An 18,880-nucleotide genomic window follows, 5' to 3' on the forward strand; every position below is an offset into this window, starting at 1 on the left:
GCACCAGGCAATCCCGGCGCGACGTAGTTTCAGGACATTTCGGCCAGGCGCGCGACGTAGCGGGCCAGTGTGTCGATCTCAAGGTTCACCTTGTCACCAACCCCTACATAACCCCAGGTTGTGACTTCCTTGGTGTGGGGGATGAAATTGATGCCGAAATCACAATCATCCACATCGTTGACGGTCAGCGAGGTTCCGTTCAATGCAACCGAACCTTTTGGCGCGATAAACCGGGCCAGTTCTTTGGGGGCACGCAGGGTGACGCGCGTGCTGTCGCCTTCGTCCTGCACGGCGACCACCTCGGCCACACCGTCCACGTGACCTGAAACGATATGACCGCCCAGCTCATCCCCGACTTTCAGGGCGCGCTCCAGATTGACGCGCTTACCGACCTGCCAACTGTCCAGATTGGTTTTCGAAACCGTCTCAGCGCTGATCTGCACGTCATACCAATCATCGCCCAGCGCGATCACGGTCAGGCACACGCCATCACTGGCGATCGAGGCGCCGATATCAATTCCCGCCGTGTCGTAATCCGTTTTGATCCGTGCCCGCAGATCGCCTTGCTGATCCAGCTCGGTGACGGTGCCGATATCGGTTACGATCCCTGTAAACATTCTGCTAACCCTCAGCTCTTAACCTGATCCAGTGTTCCAAGCCGAGGTAAGCGCAAGCGGCGTGACGGGCAAGCCCCACCTTGCCGGGAAAGGTCGAAACAGGCATAATTTCCTGAACAAAAGGCAAGAGCAGTAGTGATGTCACCCGACGCCAAAGGCCTGAACCGCCGTGTTTTCCTGTTTTTGCAGGGACCGCATGGCCCGTTTTTCAACGGGCTCGGGCGTATGCTGCGCTCTACCGGGGCCGAGGTTTGGCGCGTGGGGTTCAACGCCGGGGATCAGGCGTTCTGGTTTGACAAGGCCTCGTACATCCCATTTCTCGACACGCCCGAGCTTTGGCCGGACAGGTTGTCTGAGTTGATCGCAGATCGCGAAATCACGGATATTGTCCTGTACGGCGACACGCGCCCAATTCACGCCAGCGCCGTTAAGATTGCCCAAGCCAACGGCGTCACTGTTCACGTGTTTGAGGAAGGTTACCTACGCCCCTGGTGGGTAACGTATGAGCGGTTCGGCTCAAATGGAAACTCACGCCTGATGTCTTTGGGCGTCGATCAGATGCGACATGCACTGAATCAGTCGACGGCGCAGACACCACCGCCACCTTCGCATTGGGGGGATATGCGGCAGCACATCTTTTATGGGGCGCTCTATCATTGGTTTGTATTGTTTCGGAACCGACGTTATCGAAACTTCCGGCGGCATCGCGACCTACCTGTATCAAAGGAATTTGGCTTGTATTTTAAACGGCTGGCACTGATGCCGTTTCACCGACTTCAACGCCGCTGGGCCACAGCGCGCGTTCTGGGGAGCAGTCACCCTTACCATCTCGCGCTGCTGCAACTGGGGCATGACAGCTCGGTTCAATCCCATTCGGACTATTCCTGCATGTCCGACTTTCTTGCGGATGTAATCTATGGTTTTGCCAACGGCGCGCCCGCGCATCATCGGTTGGTGGTGAAAGAACATCCGCTGGAAAACCACCGCGAACCACTACGCCACCGTGTGTATGCGCTGGCTCAAGCGAATGGAATTGCGGATCGCGTGCATTATGTGCCCGGCGGCAAGCTCGCCAAGCTTCTGGATGGTGCGAGTTCTGCCGTGACGATCAATTCTACTGCCGGGCAGCAGGTTTTGTGGCGTGGCATCCCGCTGCGCATCTTTGGCAAATCGGTCTATGACAAACCCGAATTCGTATCGCGCCAACCATTGGCGGCGTTCTTTGCCGACCCGATGCCCCCGGATCAGGATGCCTATCAGACCTATCGCCGGTTTTTGTTGAAAACGAGTCAGGTGCCCGGAGGATTCTATTCCCGCCGGGGCCGCAGGCAGCTTTTGCGTGGCGTGGCGGATATGATGCTGAACGCCGCAGACCCCTATCAATCTGTCCTGTCCCACAAAGAGGCGCAGACGCCACAGTTAAAGCTTGTTGAGTAAAACTGGCCGGTTGGCGCTAGAAGTTATCGCGCGAACCGGGTAGCCTGCGCCCAACAAAAGACCATAACAAAAACGACCGAGGATTACCGGCAGTGCAGCGCTTTCCAATCCGATGGATACGGGGGTTATCCCTTGTGACCGCAATTGGCCTGTTGGCCGGGTGTCAACTTCCGAAATCAGGACCCAACAAGTCCGAAATTTTGGCGGGCTCCACGGAAAAAGGCGGCAATGCTTTTGTGGTCGAAGTTGATGACCGCGTCGCAAAGGCCACTTCGGCCATCCCTCAATACGGGTTTTCGTCCTCTTTTCGCAGTGCGCAACGCCTGGCGGCAGACACTGTTCGCCCCGGTGACGTCCTTGGTTTGACGGTCTGGGAAAACGTCGATGACGGCTTGTTGTCCGGTGAAATAAGCTCCTCCACTATCCTAGAACAGATACAGGTCGACAGCGACGGTTTTATCTTTGTGCCGTATGCCGGACGCATCCGGGCCTCGGGCAACACGCCCGAGCAACTGCGCCAACTGATCACCAGCGAATTGCAGGAACAGACGCCCGATCCACAAGTCGAGGTCCGCCGTGTCGCAGGGGATGGCGCAACCGTTTCACTTAGCGGAGAAATCGGGGCAGCGGGCATTTATCCAATCGAGCGGCCAAGCCGTACCCTGTCCGGAATGCTGTCGCGGGCCGGCGGCGTTGCCGTGGGTTCGGACATCGCGCTGGTGACGCTGATCCGCGGAAATGACCGCGGGACGGTCTGGTATGACGATCTGGTGCGTAATCCCCAGTTGGACGTCGCGCTGCGCGGCGGAGACCGCATTCTCGTCGAAGCTGACAGCCGTTCCTACATCGCGCTTGGGGCCACCGGGCAGTCGCGCGTGGCATTCGACACACAAGACCTTTCGGCGCTTGAAGCTCTGGCGCAAGTGGGCGGCTTGCAATCCCTGTCCTCGGACCCGACCGGTATTTTCGTACTACGTAAGGAACGGCAGGACATCGCGCGCAACGTCATGGGGCGCCAGGATCTGCAGGGTGATCAGCGTATGATCTATCTGTTGAACCTGACCGCGCCCAACGGATTGTTCGTCGCTAGGGACTTCGTCATCCGTGACGACGACACGATCTATGTGACCGAAGCCCCGTATGCACAGTGGAGCAAATCGATCTCTCTGATCGCCGGTGGCCTGACACCGGTTGCAAACGTCGCCACGCTGACGGGCGGCTGATGCAACTTGACCCAACAGCCGGGGCACAACGGACCCGGTTGCTTGTCTATAACGGTGGTTTCCTGACCCAACGCCGCATACGGCGCATCCTACACTTCAATGGTTACGACATCCGGCTGGGTCTTCCCCGCGACGCAGACGTAGTGGGTGTTTGGGGCAACAGCCCAACTGCGCATCGCGGCTTTAGCATCGCGGCCCGACACAACGCACCGATTCTACGTGTCGAAGACGCCTTTTTGCGCTCGTTACATCCAGGGCGGACGGGTGAGCCGCCGCTGGGTCTGTTGCTTGATCGGTCGGGGGTTCATTTCGATCCTGCGCAGCCTTCGGATCTTGAAACCCTACTGGCCACGCATCCGCTGGACGATACCGCCCTGCTGAACCGGGCCCGGTATGGGACCGAAAGGATGCGCGAATTGCACCTCAGCAAGTATTCTGCCGTCGATCCCACCCTGCCCCCACCTGAACCGGGTTACGTTCTAGTGGTCGATCAGGCGCGAGATGATGCCTCGGTCACGGCCAGCGAGGGTGATGACGCACGCTTCCGCGAGATGCTGGTCATGGCACAAGAGGAAAATCCCGGTGCCCGTGTCCTGATCAAGACACATCCCGAAACCGCTGCCGGATATCGCAGCGGGTATTACTCGGATCAAGATATGACCGACCGGGTTTCGTTTGTAACCGAGCCCATCAGCCCATGGACTCTGCTAGAGGGTGCGGTCGGCGTCTACACCCTGTCATCGCAGTTGGGCTTTGAGGCTATAATGGCTGGCCACAAGCCGCGTGTCTTTGGCCAGCCCTTCTATGCCGGATGGGGGCTGACACAGGATGAGGTCTATTTCCCTCGCCGCCAGCGCAACCTGACCCGGGCACAGTTATTTGCCGCAGCGATGATCCTCTATCCTACATGGTACGACCCATACCGGGACCAGTTGTGCGAGTTGGAAACTGTGCTGGATACGCTCGAGGCGCAAACGAGGGCGTGGCGTCAGGATCATAAGGGGTGGACAGCCTCCGGCATGCGGCTGTGGAAGCGCAAACACCTGCAAGAGATGTTCGGTCGCGAAAAGAAGATTCGCTTCACTCCGACCCCGCCCGATACACCCGACTGTCCGCATATGGTTTGGGCCAACCACGCCCGCGATGCGGAAGACGCGATCAGGATCGAGGACGGTTTTCTGAGGTCCCGCGGGCTTGGCGCCAATCTGGTGCCGCCCCTGTCTTTGGCAACGGACGACCTGGGCATCTACTACGACCCGACACATCCAAGCCGGTTGGAGGAATTGATCACCGCACGTGAAACCCTGCGCCCGGATCAGGAATTGCGAGCCGAACGGTTGGTGGCGCAGATCGTTTCGGGCCAACTCAGCAAATACAATACCGGCGGAGCGCCCCCGGAACTGCCCGAAGGGCATCGCATTCTGGTTCCGGGTCAGGTCGAGGATGATGCCTCAATCCTGCTTGGCACTACGACTGTCCACACAAACACCGACTTGCTGAGGGCCGCGCGTGAGGCGAACCCAAATGCGATCTTGATCTATAAGCCGCATCCTGATGTCGAGGCCGGACTGCGCGAAGGGTCGATTGACGACGAAAGTCTCGCCGACGTGATCGCCACAGACACCGATCCAGCCGCGTTGCTGGCCCAAACACACGAAGTCTGGACGATGACCTCTTTGCTTGGGTTCGAGGCCCTGTTGCGCGGGGTCCGTGTGACCTCGCTTGGGGCCCCGTTTTATGCTGGGTGGGGGCTGACGAACGATTTAGGAACGGTACCGGCGCGACGTGGCGCAAGACCGTCCATCTTGGGTTTGGTTCATGCCGCGTTGATCGATTATCCACGATACCACGATCCGCTTACCGGATTGCCCTGCCCCGTCGAGGTCGCGTTGCAACGCCTGACAGAGGGCAATGAACGCAAGGGCGGTTTTTCTCTGCGCTTGTTATCGAAACTGCAAGGCGCGCTTGCCACGCACGCTCGCCTATGGCGTCGCCGCTAACGCAGCGCCCTCGCCCAGCGATGCAAAACATCCGGCCCGATGGCGCGGGTTTCGATCAGGTCAAACCGGGGGGCGGCGTCCAACTTGTCCAGCCCCATTGATCCAATGGCGGGCAAGCCTTCGGCACCAATTGTCAGCCCCGCGCTAAAGCCCACCAGCTCATCCACCAGATCATCGGCCAGCAAGGACGCCGCAAGCGCCGACCCACCTTCGCAGAAAACGCGCGTCAACCCGGCCTGGCCAAGTTGTTGTAACAGGTCAGCGGCATCTATGTGATGTTCCTGCAGCGCACAGGGGATCAGACGTGCGCCCAGCCCCTCCCACGCGCGGGCCCGATCGGCATCCGGGGACGGACCATGGCATAACCAAACCGGTATCTCAGCAGCCGTACGTGCCAATTGCCCCATCAGCGGAATATCCATGTGGCGTGACACTACCACTCGCACTGGCTGCGCCTCGACCCCCAGATCGCGAACAGTCAGAGACGGATCATCAGCCCTCGCTGTCCCTGCTCCGACTATCACCGCATCATGACGCGCGCGCATCGCGTGGACCGCCCGCCGCGCTTTCGGTCCCGTAATCCACTTGCTGTGACCGGTCGACGTCGCAATGCGCCCGTCAAAACTGCTGGCCAGTTTGAGCGTCACAAACGGGCGCCCCTGTTCGGTCTTCAGGAAAAACCCCGCGTGATCACGTGCGGCTTGTTCCGCCAAAACACCGGTGGTGACCTCAATCCCAGCCTCGCGCAACATGGCAAACCCCTGCCCTGCGACGCGCGGATCGCTATCCTCAATCGCGGAAACCACCCGCGACACACCTGCCTTGATCAGCGCCTCGGCGCATGGCGGTGTTTGACCGTGATGAGAACAAGGTTCCAGTGAGACATACGCAGTTGCGCCTCGCGCGGCCTCGCCCGCTTGGGCCAACGCTTGGGTTTCACCATGCGGTCGACCACCGGGTTGGGTCCAGCCACGCCCGACGATCCGACCGTCGCGCACGATAACACACCCTACCGCAGGGTTGGGCCAACACGTGCCCTGACCGCGCTGCCCCAATGACAAGGCCAGCGCCATATATCGCTTATCTGTTTCGCTCACTCGTCCGTCGAAGGCTGCGGCGGGCGCAGTTCGTGGACAAACTCCTCGAAGTCATCGGCCGCCTGGAAATTCTTGTATACACTCGCAAAGCGAACATAAGCCACGGTGTCGATCCGCGCCAGAGCTTCCATAACGATCTCACCGATCTTGCTGGACGGGATATCGGTTTCACCCATGCTTTCCAGACGGCGGACAATGCCCGAAATCATCTGGTCGATCCGGTCAGGATCAATGGGGCGTTTCTGCATCGAAATGCGGATCGAACGTTCCAGCTTATCCCGGTCGAAATCCTCTCGTTTTCCGTTGGTTTTGATCACCACCAGATCGCGCAATTGTACACGTTCATATGTGGTAAAACGCCCCCCACAAGCGGGACAAAACCGACGTCTGCGGATCGCGACGTGATCCTCTGCCGGGCGTGAATCTTTGACCTGAGTGTCGATATTACCGCAAAACGGGCAGCGCATTCGCCCTCTCCTCGTCCCTTGTTCCGCTTCTTATTGTAAGCGCAGTGGCTTAGTTATCCACAACTATAGGGCAGCCGCTAGGATTTGGGTAGTCGGAAATTTTAACCGCTAGATCATGAATCTACGCGAAATGCGCCGCAACCTTTCGGTGATGCGGCGCAGTTCGATGTTCAAACAGATATATACCCTGCCAAGTGCCCAGAACGGGTTGTCCGGACACCACAGGAATCGACAGGGAAACCGGCAAAAGCGCGGCTTTGATATGGGCTGGCATATCATCGGGACCTTCATAGGTGTGCCGCAGATACGCCATCGACGGGTGATCCGACGGCGGCACCAGCCGATCGAAGAACGCACGCAAATCCGCCTGCACTTCGGGGTCCGCGTTTTCCTGAATGACCAGCGAACAAGAGGTGTGCCGCACGAACAGTGTCAGCAACCCATCCCCCCCGATTGAGTTCAGCCAGTCACGCACATCCGGAGTGAACTCATAAAGTCCGGGACCCCGCGCTGAAATTAAAAACTCGGTCTTCATTAGGTGGACAGGCCTGTATTAGTCAAAGATTGGCCGAGCAGTACACCGGCCATTGGCGGCCGAAACTGACATACTGAAACCCGGCTGAAACCCCGCCGAGAAAACACCACTGCTTTGCTGCTGAACGGTCTCCGGTGCCGTAAGCGAAAACTGCACGGCTGTTCTGCGCCCCGTGGCCTCGCTTGGACCATAACCACGCTTGACGTAAATCCGCTGTTGCCAACTGGCGCCCAGTGTTCTGCGGGCAAAATCTGAGGCGGCACACCAATACCCGTCTATATCGGTCCGTCCGCGCGGGATCACCTCAAAGACTGTGTTACTAAGCGCTACGGTCTGATAGCCAAACCGAGCGAACGTCGCCGACGCCGGCGTGGTCAACACGAACGCCGCGAATACCGCGTAAGTCATAACCTTTTTCATAATCACACTCTTTCCTGTTTCGAGGTAGGTATTGACCTAGTGTACTCTAAATTCAAACAAAGCCGGTTCACGATGAATTCAATCCGGGTCCATCTGTACGTGAACAAGTTTCAACCAGCCGCTATACCGGATCAATACCCCAAGGCCCGGCACTTTGGCCGAGACATCAAAGCAATAATCCCCTGTTTCGCTCTGCCATTCTACGGTTGATGAGCGTGGCAGCAAAAATGCCGGGCAACGAAGACCCAAAATGCTCAGGCCCCGGATGTGGATCAACAGGTGTTCAGCTTCGACCTCGGGCTCCAGCCACAGCGTCAGCCAGCCCAGCTTTTCACGAACGCAATCTGCGCCGTGATCAAATGTCAGGAGGGATCGAGTCGTGTGGCCATCAAAATCACGTACCCACTGCCATGTGTCATCGTCACGGTCTATCCGAACTTGCACCGGTATGTCGTTGGCGCTTCGAGGAAACCGTCCGAGGTGCAAAGCAAGCCTGATCAGCCACCCTCGTCCCTCGACAATATCGCACCGTCCCACGTAGTGACCTGTGTTGGAATGCAACTGCTTAAGGGCCAAGGGCACTTCTACCCCGGCCGGAAGGGATTGCAAAAACGGATCGGGTTCCACTCAAAATCCCTCGGGCAAAAAACGGGATCGCAGTGCGGCATCCGGGATCATACAGGTCGGATTGCGTCCGAATAACTTGTACCTGTTACGTGCAATGGCATGATACAGCGGGTCTTTGATCCAACTGGGCAGGAACCTACAAAAAGACAAGATCGGCCAAATCCCCGGCAGCGCGCCCATCGCCGCGGCGAAGGCATCCAAACGTTGATGTACATTGCCGTTCACGATCACCAGGTTGGTTTCAAAATCCTGCATGGGCAATCCAAGCTCTTGGTACAGCCTTTGCCCTAGCGGCGATTGCGCCGTTGCGAATTTAAAACGCTGCGCTTTATCCCTCATCGTCATGAATTGAAAAAAACCTGAACACAGAACACATTCTCCATCAAAAACAATGATATACTGAGCATCCACCAATTCTGAGACGGCAAAGTTTGGCATATCTGTTGCGCCCGTTAGCTTTCCTACCCGCACCCTTTCACCATGGTCCGGACCGGGCAATGCGACATGAGGCCGTCTGATTCAAACGCGTGAATGTGCCGGGGAGCCACCGGTTTTGGTGGTTTTTTTTCCAGGGCTCTGACCTCATCCCCACAAGGTGCTAACCCGACAACGGACGGGAAATACAAAATGTCTGACCTTGGGTCTTGTGTTTGCCGGCCAAAACCATTCGAATTCCAGACATTGAAGCAATACATGGGATCGACAAACGCCCAATACGCAACAACGGCATTAAACCCGATTGAAAACACGGTGGAACAGCCATGGAAGTTGATATCGCCCGCATTCAGTTATTGACCAAAGCGCTTGATCAACGAACAAACGGCACCGAAGCATCTGACCGTATACTGGAAAAGTGTAAACTCTCACGGGATAGAATTGCAGCGCCGACAACAACGTGCAGCGCCCATCAAGAAGCCCTGTTTGCACGCTATGCCTGCGATACCGTCGGAGATATTACATTTGCCGCGCAGACCGGGTTGCAGTTTTCTTCGTCCTCTAGCCTGACGGCGTATATCAGTAAGTATTCGCGCGACCTGCGGCAGGTGATCGAGAATACCTCGCGCTTTCATATGTTCATCGACCCGGCCATAGCCTTTGCACTGCGCCTTGCCGGAAACTTTGCCACCATTGAGGCCGAATGGAAGGATGCCAGTTTTGCCCGGTATCACCGCCGGACCGAATTCCTCATGTTCGCCGGATTGGCCCGCATGCGCACCCTGACGCAATCGAATTTCCGTCCGATTGAGATACGGTTTCAGCACGAGGTTGGGAAAAACAGAGAGAAATTTCAAAAACTTGCAGGGTTTCCCGTTGTTTTCGGTGCAGAGAGACTGGAAATCGTCTTTGCCGTATCCTCGTTGGATTTGCCGGTTCCGACCTACGATTCAAACCTGCGCGCGCACCTTCTGGAATATGGTGAACGTGTCCTGGCAGAGCGACGCTCGCCCAAGCAAAAACTGCGCGCGCAGGTCGAAGGGCTGATTACCCGCTCGCTGCCCGGCACTGTCATTCACGCCGATGAGGCCGCCGCAAATCTGGGGATGAGTCCGCGCACCTTCACACGGCGGCTCAAGGAAGAAGGGGCAACCTATCGCGATATCGTCGATGACCTAAGGTGCGATCTGGCGCAAACCTTTATCACCAACGGCATGGCGCTGTCCGAGATTGCCTATTCGCTGGGCTACGCCGATCAACCGGCCTTTTCGACCGCTTTCAAACGCTGGACCGGTCAGGCCCCCAGCACTTTCCGCAGTCGTCTGGATTAATCGGATGCGCTATATGGCAAGTGGCCGGGGGTCATCAGCCGCAAAGCCTCACCCCGGCCTGTCCCATGAGTGGACAATGCGGATATAAAGAGGTGCAGGGGTCTTGCCTTGTGACTTCCCGCCAATTTGATCTTTCCAATGGACAATGTGAAAGCGCGTGGGGTGAAAGAAAAAAGGCGCCACTCTCGGGGCGCCTTGGTTTTATTGATCCAGGAAAGACCGCAGTTTTCGCGACCGGCTGGGATGTTTCAGCTTGCGCAACGCTTTCGCTTCGATCTGACGGATACGTTCGCGGGTCACACTGAACTGTTGACCGACCTCTTCCAGCGTATGGTCGGTGTTCATGCCGATGCCAAAACGCATGCGCAGCACCCGCTCCTCACGCGGGGTGAGCGAGGCAAGAACCCGTGTCGTCGTTTCCTTGAGGTTTTCCTGAATGGCGCTGTCCAGCGGCAGCACGGCATTCTTGTCCTCGATGAAATCGCCCAGCTGGCTGTCTTCCTCGTCGCCAATCGGCGTCTCAAGGCTGATCGGCTCTTTGGCGATCTTCATCACCTTGCGAACCTTTTCCAGCGGCATTTGCAGCTTTTCAGCCAGTTCTTCTGGCGTCGGCTCGCGCCCGATCTCGTGCAGCATCTGACGGCCGGTCCGAACCAGCTTGTTGATCGTCTCGATCATGTGGACCGGAATACGGATTGTACGGGCCTGATCCGCAATTGAGCGCGTGATCGCCTGACGAATCCACCAGGTCGCATAGGTCGAGAACTTATAGCCGCGGCGGTATTCGAACTTGTCTACCGCCTTCATCAGGCCGATGTTACCTTCCTGAATAAGATCAAGGAATTGCAGGCCGCGGTTCGTGTACTTTTTGGCAATCGAAATCACCAGACGCAGGTTTGCCTCGACCATTTCCTTCTTGGCCTGCCGCGCCTCTTTTTCACCCTTCTGAACTTGCTGCACGATGCGGCGGAATTCGGGGATATCCAGACCGACATATTGCCCGACCTGAGCCATATCGTTGCGCAGTTCCTCGACTTTGGCAGTCGAGCGTTCGATGAACATCTGCCAACCCCGACCGGGTTTTTCAGCCATCTCGGCCAGCCAGTTCGGGTCCAGTTCACGGCCACGATAAGCGTCGATAAACTCGCGACGATTGATACGGGCTTGGTCCGCCAGCTTCACCATCGCGCTGTCCAGCGACATGATACGACGGTTGATACCGTAAAGCTGGTCGATCAGCGCTTCGATACGGTTGTTGTGCAGGTGAAGACCGTTCACCAGTTCAACAATCTCGGCCCGTAGCTTTTGATAGGTCTCTTCGTCCTTGGCGCTGAACGTGCCATCTTCGTTCAGCGTGGCCGAAATCCGGCTGTCCTGCATTTCCGAAAGCATCGCGAAATCGGTCGAGATTCGCTCCAGCGTGGTCAGCACCTGATCTTTCAGGGCCGCTTCCATCGCGGCCAGAGACATGTTGGCCTGATCATCTTCGTCATCATCGTCATCATTGGCGATCGGATTGCCATCCGCGTCCAGTTCCGGTCCGCTGTCCTTGGCTGGCTTTGCCGCCTGTACGGCTGACGTGTCGACGACCGGTTCTTCGACATCGCCGTCTTCGTCCAACTGGTTGCCAAATGTGGCCTCCAGGTCAATGACGTCACGCAGCAGAATGTCTTCGGACAACAATTCGTCGTGCCAGATGGTAATCGCCTGGAAGGTCAGCGGGCTTTCGCACAGACCGGCGATCATGGTGTTGCGACCGGCCTCGATCCGCTTGGCGATCGCAATCTCGCCCTCACGGCTTAGCAGTTCGACGCTGCCCATCTCGCGCAGATACATGCGCACGGGGTCGTCAGTGCGGTCCAGCTTTTCCGTTGCAGCACCGGACAACGCAACCTCACGGTTGCTTTCCGTGGTGGTCAGTTCGGTCGAGCCTTTGTTCTCTTCCTCTTCGGCCTCTTCATCTTCGATGATGTTGATGCCCATTTCGGACAGCATCGACATAACGTCTTCGATCTGTTCCGAGCTGACCTGGTCAGGCGGCAGCACCTGATTGAGCTGGTCGTAGGTGATGTAACCTTTCTCGCGGGCCTCGGCGATCATCTTCTTGACGTTGGCCTGGCTCATGTCCAACGAGATTTCCTGTTCCTGCTCGTCGGATTTGCGGTCTTCGTTCGTATCCTTGGCGGCCATTCAATGCTCCTGCAGGGATGGGTGATTCGTTTCAACCGAATCATTAGCGCGTAGAAGTGATTCGGCCACCCGTTTACCTGTTTTTCTTTTCCAGTGCCTTACGAAAACACCACTTCACCGGCGTTTCCGTTCAAAATTGATGCCCGACATGATTGCCTTGAACGCATCTTTCTCGTCGCGGTTGATCCGCGCGCCATTGTCGGCGATGTCGAAAACGGCCCTGTCCTCGTTCTGGCTGCGGCTTGTGCGGTTGCGTTCTTCGGCGGCTTGCGCCAATCGGTACGTCAACGCCTCATCGGCCAGATCGGACAGTTCCTCTGCAGCTTCGGCAATCTCAGCATCCAACCCCCGGAGCGCTTTGATCTTTGCGAGTTCCTCGGCCAGCGTCATCTCGGCCTTTTCAACGTCGCCTGGTTTGTACACACAAGGGATTACTGCGACATGGCGAAGGGCCAGCAGGTTTTCAAGGGCCTGGGGCCCCAAAGTTTCGGCAATGTGGTCTTTCAGGTTGTCAGGATCATCAATCGCGTGCCGCAGGATCGCATGGCGCAGGGCTGCATGGTCGGAATCGCGGCACTCCATATCCTCCAATTGATGCTCAAACTGCACAACGACTTCGGGGTTAAGCGCAGCAATTGCAAGAATAGCCGCTTCGCGCAGTTGAATCTCGGCACCTTCAGACGAAGCCAAAAACGATGCCCGCGCGTCAGGCGTTGCTGGCTGTTTCTGCGGTTGCCACTTGCCCCGAGGTTGCCATTGGCGGTTCCCAGATTGCCGCTGCGGGCGGAACAATTGCCACCGCAGATCCTTAATCTCTTGCCCGTAATGAGAGCGGATCGAAGGGTCACGGATCAGTTTGATCTTGTCCCTCAGCACCTTATCCAACGCTGCCTTACGTTCCGGGCTGTCAAAGACCTTGCCTTCGGTTTCGCGCTGCCACAGTAATTTGACCATCGGAATGGCCCCATCCAGCACGGCCTGCACCGCCCCTGCCCCTTCGGCACGCAACAGATCGTCGGGGTCCTTGCCTTCGGGCATCAGGGCAAAGCGCAGGGATTTCCCGGCCTCCAGCAACGGCAGAGCCAGATCAACCGCCCGCATGGCGGCCCGCAGACCCGCCGTATCGCCATCCAGTGCAATGATCGGCTCGTCCGAGATACGCCATAGCAATTGCAACTGATGCTCGGTAATCGCGGTACCTAGCGGCGCGACCGAGGCACCAAACCCAGCCTCTGCCAGAGCAATCACGTCCATGTACCCTTCGGCCACGACCAAGGGCAGCCCTTTGCCCGCAGACTGCCGAGCGGGCCCGTGGTTATAGAGGCTGCGTCCCTTGTCGAACAACTCAGTCTCGGGCGAGTTCAGATATTTGGCGTTGTCGGCCGGGTCCATCGCCCGCCCGCCAAAGGCGATGCAACGCCCGCGCGGGTCGCGGATCGGGAACATGATCCGATTGCGGAACGTATCATAAGGCTTTTTGCCCTTGTTCGACGGCTTAGCCAAACCCGCGCCAAGGATCAAATCCTCGGCCACGTTCTTGCCCCGCAGATGGTCCCACAGCGCCTGCCAACCATCCGGGGCAAAGCCAATTTCCCAGCGCTCCAACGCCTGCGCATCCAATCCGCGGCGTGACAAGTAATCGCGCGCCGCCCCCCCCGCCCCGGTCTTCAGTTGCAGGCGGAAGAATTGCACCGCCTGCTCCATCACCTCGGCCAGTTGCGACCGGCAGTCCTGCTTTTCCTGTGCTTTGGGATCGCGCGCAGGCATCGGCATCCCGACCTCGCGCGCCAGAATCTCAACTGCCTCGATGAACGACACATTTTCGGTCTCCTTCACGAAGCTTATCGCATCGCCTTTGGCGTGACAGCCAAAGCAATAATAGAACCCCTTTTGGTCATCGACATGGAAGGATGCGGTCTTTTCGTGATGGAATGGGCATGGCGCCCACATGTCGCCTTTGCCCTGATTGGACTTGCGGGCATCCCACATGACCTTGCGCCCAACGACCTGAGACAAGCTCAGGCGGGTGCGCAGTTCATCTAGAAATCCGGGGGGCAGCGACATCTTAGTTGGTGATGTTGTTTTTTAAGGCCTGTATCTCATCCCAATTGTCCACACATTGTTGGTAGAGGATTTCACCAAGGTCCTGCTTGCGTAATTCTCGCTTTTTTAGCTCGTAAACCCATGGGGCTAACCCGGGGATCGCGGAATTGTAGTTGGATGGCCATGGCGGATTGCTTGACACAATAGTCTCAGCAACGTCAGCTTCTTTCACCCGATCCAGCCGGGCCTGTTGAATTGCTCGAACGACGTCAGCTTGATACCCACAGCTTTCTTCCTTGGTTTCCTGAGCCATTGCAGGTGTCGACAAAAGGATAAAGGCGAGCAAGGGACGAAACATTGTACGGCTCCGGAATCAGTTGAGTTCCGTAGAGTCTAACCCTCAGAAGCGGCACCTGCTATCACCCTTTTCGACGAAGGAGCCATATTTGATCGGCGGGGCGTCAAAACACCCCACCGACGAAAGTGTTATAGCCCTTTGGCGCGGTAGCTTTTCGAGACGCGATCAATGGCCACGATATAAGCCGCCGTCCGCAGATCTTCGACATCATCACGGCTGTGCCAGACCTCGCGCATGGATTGGTAGGCAATGCGCATCGTGTCATCGAGGCCCGAACGAACCAATTCCAGCTCATCCGCACCTTTGAGGTATTTGGCCTTAAAGTCCGGGGACATCGACCACGCATCGCCCAGATACCGATCCAGCCGCTCCAACTCGCTGACGATCAGCTCGTGGCGGGCTTCTTCCTGACGACGCTGCATCCGGCCAAAGCGGATATGGCTGAGGTTTTTCACCCATTCAAAGTAAGACACCGTCACACCGCCGGCATTCGCGTACATGTCCGGAATGATCACGGTGCCTTTTTTGCGCAGGATTTCATCCGCACCCGCCGTCACAGGACCATTCGCCGCCTCGATGATCAAGGGTGCCTTGATCCGTTCGGCGTTGGATAGGTTGATGACACCTTCAAGGGCCGCCGGAATGAGGATGTCGCAGTCTGCTTCCAGAACCTCGGCACCTTCGGCAGAATGCGTTGCATCCGGATAGTCGCTAACACCGCCATGCTTGACGATCCACTGCCGGACCGATTCAACGTCAATCCCGTCGGGATTATAGAGCGCACCATCCCATTCAACGATACCGACAATACGAGAGCCGTCCTCTTCACTCAGGAACTTTGCGGCGTGATATCCCACGTTGCCCAACCCCTGCACGACAACGCGTTTGCCGTCCAGCTTGCCGGACAGGCCTGCCTTCTGCACGTCCTCAGAGTGGCGGAAGAACTCACGCAATGCGTATTGAATGCCCCGCCCTGTGGCTTCGACACGTCCGGCGATACCACCGGCATTCAGCGGCTTGCCGGTGACACAGGCACGCGCATTGATATCGGTTGTGTTCATTCGTGCGAACTGGTCAGCAATCCACGCCATCTCGCGCTCGCCCGTGCCCATATCGGGCGCAGGCACGTTCTGAGACGGGTTGATCAGATCGCGCTTGGCCAATTCATAAGCAAAACGCCGCGTGATCTGTTCCAACTCATGTTCTTCATACTGCCGGGGATCAATGCACAAGCCACCTTTCGAGCCGCCAAACGGTGTCTCAACCAATGCACACTTGTAAGTCATCAGTGCCGCCAGAGCTTCGACTTCGTCCTGATTCACGGCCAGAGCATAGCGAATACCGCCCTTGACCGGCTCCATATGCTCAGAGTGAACCGACCGATATCCGGTGAAAGTATGAATCTCACCCCGCAGGCGAACGCCGAAACGCACGGTGTAGGTCGCGTTGCAGACCCGGATTTTCTCCTCCAACCCCGGAGGCAGGTCCATCAGGGACGCTGCCCTGTTGAACATGAGGTCCACACTCTCGCGAAAGCTGGGTTCTTTAATGGCCGTCATTTAATCCTCCGTGCCAGCGAACGGTTTACGTTCTGACGTTTTGTCGCACCCATTGGGTAAACGATCAATAATTAAGCAGAAATAAAACTCGAAAAACGCATCAAAAATACTGTGACGGTCGCTGAGTCGCCCAATTCGACACCTAGTATCGAAATTGTCGCCCAACCGAAGACAGAAGCGCTCATCGCCCGCGAATTATCCCGCTTTTGCTTGTAAATCAGTCAAGTCAGCAGCTTTTTCGCCTAAATCCCGCCACGATTCGGCGTTAATTTTTGAGAGTTAATATTTCCTTAGCAGTTTGGATGTCTGCTCAGCGAGGTCATCAAGATGAATAAGCGCGTATTTCAAAGCGGCTCAAAGAGATCTGAAAAAAAGGCTTCGGTCGCCCGCCGTTTCGCCAAAGACGAAGGTGGTGCGGTATTCACGCTTTTTGTGCTTATCGGCCTTCTGATGATGTTTGCGACAACCGGTCTGGGCGTCGACATCATGAAGTTCGAGCGCGAGAGAGCGACGATGCAAGCAACGTTGGATCGCGCTGTCCTTGCTGCTGCCAACTTGGATCAAGTTGATGTAGACCCCAAGCTGGTGGCTGAAGAGTACATCAAGAAATCTGGGTTGGGTGACGTCAACTACGACATCGAGGTCATTGAAGGCATCGGATCTCGGAAAGTGATCGCGTCGGCAGATAAAACCGTCACAACAAACTTCATGAGGTTTGTGTACATCGACACTTTGACCGCCTCAGCGACAAGTACCGCGGAAGAATCTGTTGGTTCTGTTGAAATTTCCCTAGTTCTGGACATGTCCGGTTCGATGACTCGGGCATCCGCCACGGAAGGCCGATCCAAAATTGCGGTTCTGCGCGATGCGGCTAAAAGTTTCGTGGACACAATGTATGAGAAAGAAAATCCGGATAAGATTTCAATCTCGATCATCCCCTACGCCACGCAAGTGAACGCGGGCGAGGATATTCTGGGCAAGTTCACAAACGTAACAAATGAACACAATTACTCGCATTGCCTGAACTTTAGCTCATCAGATTTCCGGCAGGCTGCTTTGGACCCAACCGCCTCGTTTGACCGCACCGCCCATTTTGATCGCTATCGGACAAGCAGAACGCAATGGGAAGAACCCAGGTATCTTACTTGCCCAACGCGGGACGGTAGTGAAATCACCGCTCATACAAACGATATCGATAAATTGCATGACCGGATCGACGATCTTACGGCGCAGGGCAACACTTCGATCGACATCGGCGTAAAGTGGGGCATGGCGTTGCTGGACCCCGATTTTCAGGACATCATAAATGACTTGTCGACACAGAGAGTCAGCTCGTCTTCGACCGAGACCATTGTTCCTGCTACTTTCGGTGACCGTCCGAAAAACTATGAAGACGATGTAGAAAAAATTCTCATTGTGTTTACCGATGGCGAAAATACCTCACAATACAGGCTGGAAGAAGATCTGCGTGACGGGAATTCGGATGTCTGGTTCAACGCTGGATACACGCATTGGGACGGCAAAGTAGGTGAATACAGCGTCAGAATTACGGAACCTGGCGTAGAACCGCCCGTTTATTATTGGTCCCGTCAGCAGGAATACCGTAACCACCGTCATGGCGATCAAGAGGATGGTGATGCCATTCGCCTGACTTATCCTGAATTGTTCAACCGTGCGTCTCTGCGCTGGAACGCCGAAAACAACTACCGCTTTGACAGCAATCGTATCAACAACTGGTATTACGGTGCATATAACTCTATCGGTTCGTCCACTAAAAATATTCGCACCTCGGATATTTGTGCGGCCGCTAAAAATAAGGGTGTGATCGTCTACGGCATTGCCTTCGAAGCACCTGCAGTCGGCGTGACCACCATCGAGGATTGCGCCAGCAGCCCCAGCACAGTTTATGCAGTCAACAGCGATGGGACGTTGGGCAGCGCCAATCTGACCCTTCAACAGGTGTTCGAATCCATCGCTGCTTCGATCAAACAATTGAAGTTGACGCAATGACCCGTGGGTTTCTGAAAAATATACTACGGTTCAGACGGTCCGAGAAAGGCGGGTTGGCGGTTGAGTTCGTCATCCTGTTCCCCTTGTACCTCGTCGTCATACTGTGCGCCGTGGAATATGCACTGGTTTCCGTAAAACAAGTTATGCTGGAACGTGCTGTCGATATGGTTGTCCGTGATATTCGCCTTGGGACCGGATCAGGGCCCACGCACGATCAAATCAAGGATGCAATTTGCGAAAGATCCCTCGTAATTGACGATTGCACGAGTAACTTGCAGCTGGAAATGATCCGTCAGAGCGCCTTCACTGGCGTCACGCTGCCTGTGTCACCGGACTGTACGGACCGTGCGGAACCGACAAAACCCGTTCGGGAATTCACGAATGGTCCGGCAAATGAGCTGATGATCTTGCGCGCTTGCGCACAGATTGATCCGGTTTTCCCCGGATCAGACATGGCAGTCGCCTTAGTCAGTGACGATGGTGTGATCTCTCTAACTTCAACGACCGCTTTTGTTCAGGAGCCTTGATACA

Annotated in this window: 17 protein-coding genes; 6 read left to right on the forward strand and 11 right to left on the reverse strand. The window is 56.4% G+C overall.

Translation table 11 applies throughout. The features are described from left to right. Window positions 1-29: 29 nt before the first annotated feature. Window positions 30-617 carry a riboflavin synthase gene (locus ACR0AL_RS05425; RefSeq protein ID WP_425080866.1) on the reverse strand — a complete coding sequence of 196 codons (588 nt, stop codon included), beginning with the start codon at window positions 615-617 and terminating at the stop codon, window positions 30-32. Between the two features lie 138 nt (window positions 618-755). Here ACR0AL_RS05425 and ACR0AL_RS05430 point away from each other — a divergent pair, with 138 nt between their 5' ends. The 3 genes from ACR0AL_RS05430 to ACR0AL_RS05440 all read left to right on the forward strand — a co-directional run bounded on the left by ACR0AL_RS05430 (window position 756) and on the right by ACR0AL_RS05440 (window position 5,277). Further along, window positions 756-2,054, forward strand: coding sequence for a capsule biosynthesis protein (locus ACR0AL_RS05430; protein WP_480662222.1), 1,299 nt, complete (start codon window positions 756-758; stop codon window positions 2,052-2,054). Between the two features lie 92 nt (window positions 2,055-2,146). Then, window positions 2,147-3,277 (forward strand): polysaccharide biosynthesis/export family protein, encoded by a 1,131-nt coding sequence (locus tag ACR0AL_RS05435; protein ID WP_425080868.1) that lies wholly within the window; start codon window positions 2,147-2,149, stop codon window positions 3,275-3,277. Continuing rightward, window positions 3,277-5,277 carry a capsular polysaccharide biosynthesis protein gene (locus ACR0AL_RS05440; RefSeq protein ID WP_480662224.1) on the forward strand — a complete coding sequence of 667 codons (2,001 nt, stop codon included), beginning with the start codon at window positions 3,277-3,279 and terminating at the stop codon, window positions 5,275-5,277. The genes ACR0AL_RS05435 and ACR0AL_RS05440 overlap by 1 nt, the downstream gene beginning before the upstream one ends. On the opposite strand, the gene ribD is transcribed toward ACR0AL_RS05440, so the two are convergent. The 6 genes from ribD to ACR0AL_RS05470 form a co-directional block, all read right to left on the reverse strand. Next, complete coding sequence (gene ribD / locus ACR0AL_RS05445) at window positions 5,274-6,374, reverse strand: bifunctional diaminohydroxyphosphoribosylaminopyrimidine deaminase/5-amino-6-(5-phosphoribosylamino)uracil reductase RibD (protein ID WP_480646263.1); 1,101 nt, start codon at window positions 6,372-6,374, stop codon at window positions 5,274-5,276. The two genes, ACR0AL_RS05440 and ribD, sit on opposite strands and share 4 nt — an antisense overlap. Further along, window positions 6,371-6,841 (reverse strand): transcriptional regulator NrdR, encoded by a 471-nt coding sequence (gene nrdR, locus ACR0AL_RS05450; RefSeq protein WP_005983889.1) that lies wholly within the window; start codon window positions 6,839-6,841, stop codon window positions 6,371-6,373. The genes ribD and nrdR overlap by 4 nt, the downstream gene beginning before the upstream one ends. A gap of 121 nt (window positions 6,842-6,962) precedes the next feature. Further along, window positions 6,963-7,376 (reverse strand): secondary thiamine-phosphate synthase enzyme YjbQ, encoded by a 414-nt coding sequence (locus ACR0AL_RS05455; protein WP_480662226.1) that lies wholly within the window; start codon window positions 7,374-7,376, stop codon window positions 6,963-6,965. Window positions 7,377-7,394: 18 nt separating this feature from the next. Beyond that, the gene (locus ACR0AL_RS05460) at window positions 7,395-7,796 is read right to left on the reverse strand and encodes a hypothetical protein (RefSeq protein WP_480662228.1); all 402 of its coding nucleotides are present in this window, start codon (window positions 7,794-7,796) and stop codon (window positions 7,395-7,397) included. Window positions 7,797-7,874: 78 nt separating this feature from the next. After that, window positions 7,875-8,423 (reverse strand): DUF4166 domain-containing protein, encoded by a 549-nt coding sequence (locus ACR0AL_RS05465; RefSeq protein ID WP_480662230.1) that lies wholly within the window; start codon window positions 8,421-8,423, stop codon window positions 7,875-7,877. After that, entirely contained in the window at window positions 8,424-8,861 is a 438-nt protein-coding gene (locus tag ACR0AL_RS05470) for a thiol-disulfide oxidoreductase DCC family protein (RefSeq protein WP_480662232.1), read from the reverse strand. A 323-nt stretch (window positions 8,862-9,184) separates the two neighbouring features. Between ACR0AL_RS05470 and ACR0AL_RS05475 the strand changes: the two genes are divergently transcribed. After that, a complete protein-coding gene (locus ACR0AL_RS05475; RefSeq protein WP_170513183.1) occupies window positions 9,185-10,189 on the forward strand; it encodes a helix-turn-helix domain-containing protein in 1,005 nt (334 codons plus the stop codon). A 201-nt stretch (window positions 10,190-10,390) separates the two neighbouring features. Here the strand turns inward: ACR0AL_RS05475 and rpoD are convergent, their stop codons facing one another. The 4 genes from rpoD to ACR0AL_RS05495 form a co-directional block, all read right to left on the reverse strand. Further along, entirely contained in the window at window positions 10,391-12,379 is a 1,989-nt protein-coding gene (rpoD, locus tag ACR0AL_RS05480; RefSeq protein WP_170348252.1) for an RNA polymerase sigma factor RpoD, read from the reverse strand. 114 nt (window positions 12,380-12,493) lie between these two features. After that, window positions 12,494-14,443, reverse strand: a complete 1,950-nt coding sequence (gene dnaG, locus ACR0AL_RS05485) for a DNA primase (RefSeq protein WP_480662234.1) — start codon at window positions 14,441-14,443, stop codon at window positions 12,494-12,496. 1 nt (window position 14,444) lies between these two features. Then, window positions 14,445-14,780, reverse strand: coding sequence for a hypothetical protein (locus ACR0AL_RS05490; protein ID WP_170348250.1), 336 nt, complete (start codon window positions 14,778-14,780; stop codon window positions 14,445-14,447). Window positions 14,781-14,908: 128 nt separating this feature from the next. After that, a complete protein-coding gene (locus tag ACR0AL_RS05495; protein WP_170348249.1) occupies window positions 14,909-16,339 on the reverse strand; it encodes a Glu/Leu/Phe/Val family dehydrogenase in 1,431 nt (476 codons plus the stop codon). A gap of 327 nt (window positions 16,340-16,666) precedes the next feature. Between ACR0AL_RS05495 and ACR0AL_RS05500 the strand changes: the two genes are divergently transcribed. Both ACR0AL_RS05500 and ACR0AL_RS05505 read left to right on the forward strand, forming a co-directional pair. After that, complete coding sequence (locus ACR0AL_RS05500; protein ID WP_425080875.1) at window positions 16,667-18,349, forward strand: TadE/TadG family type IV pilus assembly protein; 1,683 nt, start codon at window positions 16,667-16,669, stop codon at window positions 18,347-18,349. Continuing rightward, a complete protein-coding gene (locus ACR0AL_RS05505; protein ID WP_170348247.1) occupies window positions 18,346-18,876 on the forward strand; it encodes a TadE/TadG family type IV pilus assembly protein in 531 nt (176 codons plus the stop codon). The genes ACR0AL_RS05500 and ACR0AL_RS05505 overlap by 4 nt, the downstream gene beginning before the upstream one ends. The last annotated feature ends 4 nt before the right edge of the window (window positions 18,877-18,880 follow it).

It is taken from the genome of Ruegeria sp. BB1, assembly GCF_056539465.1.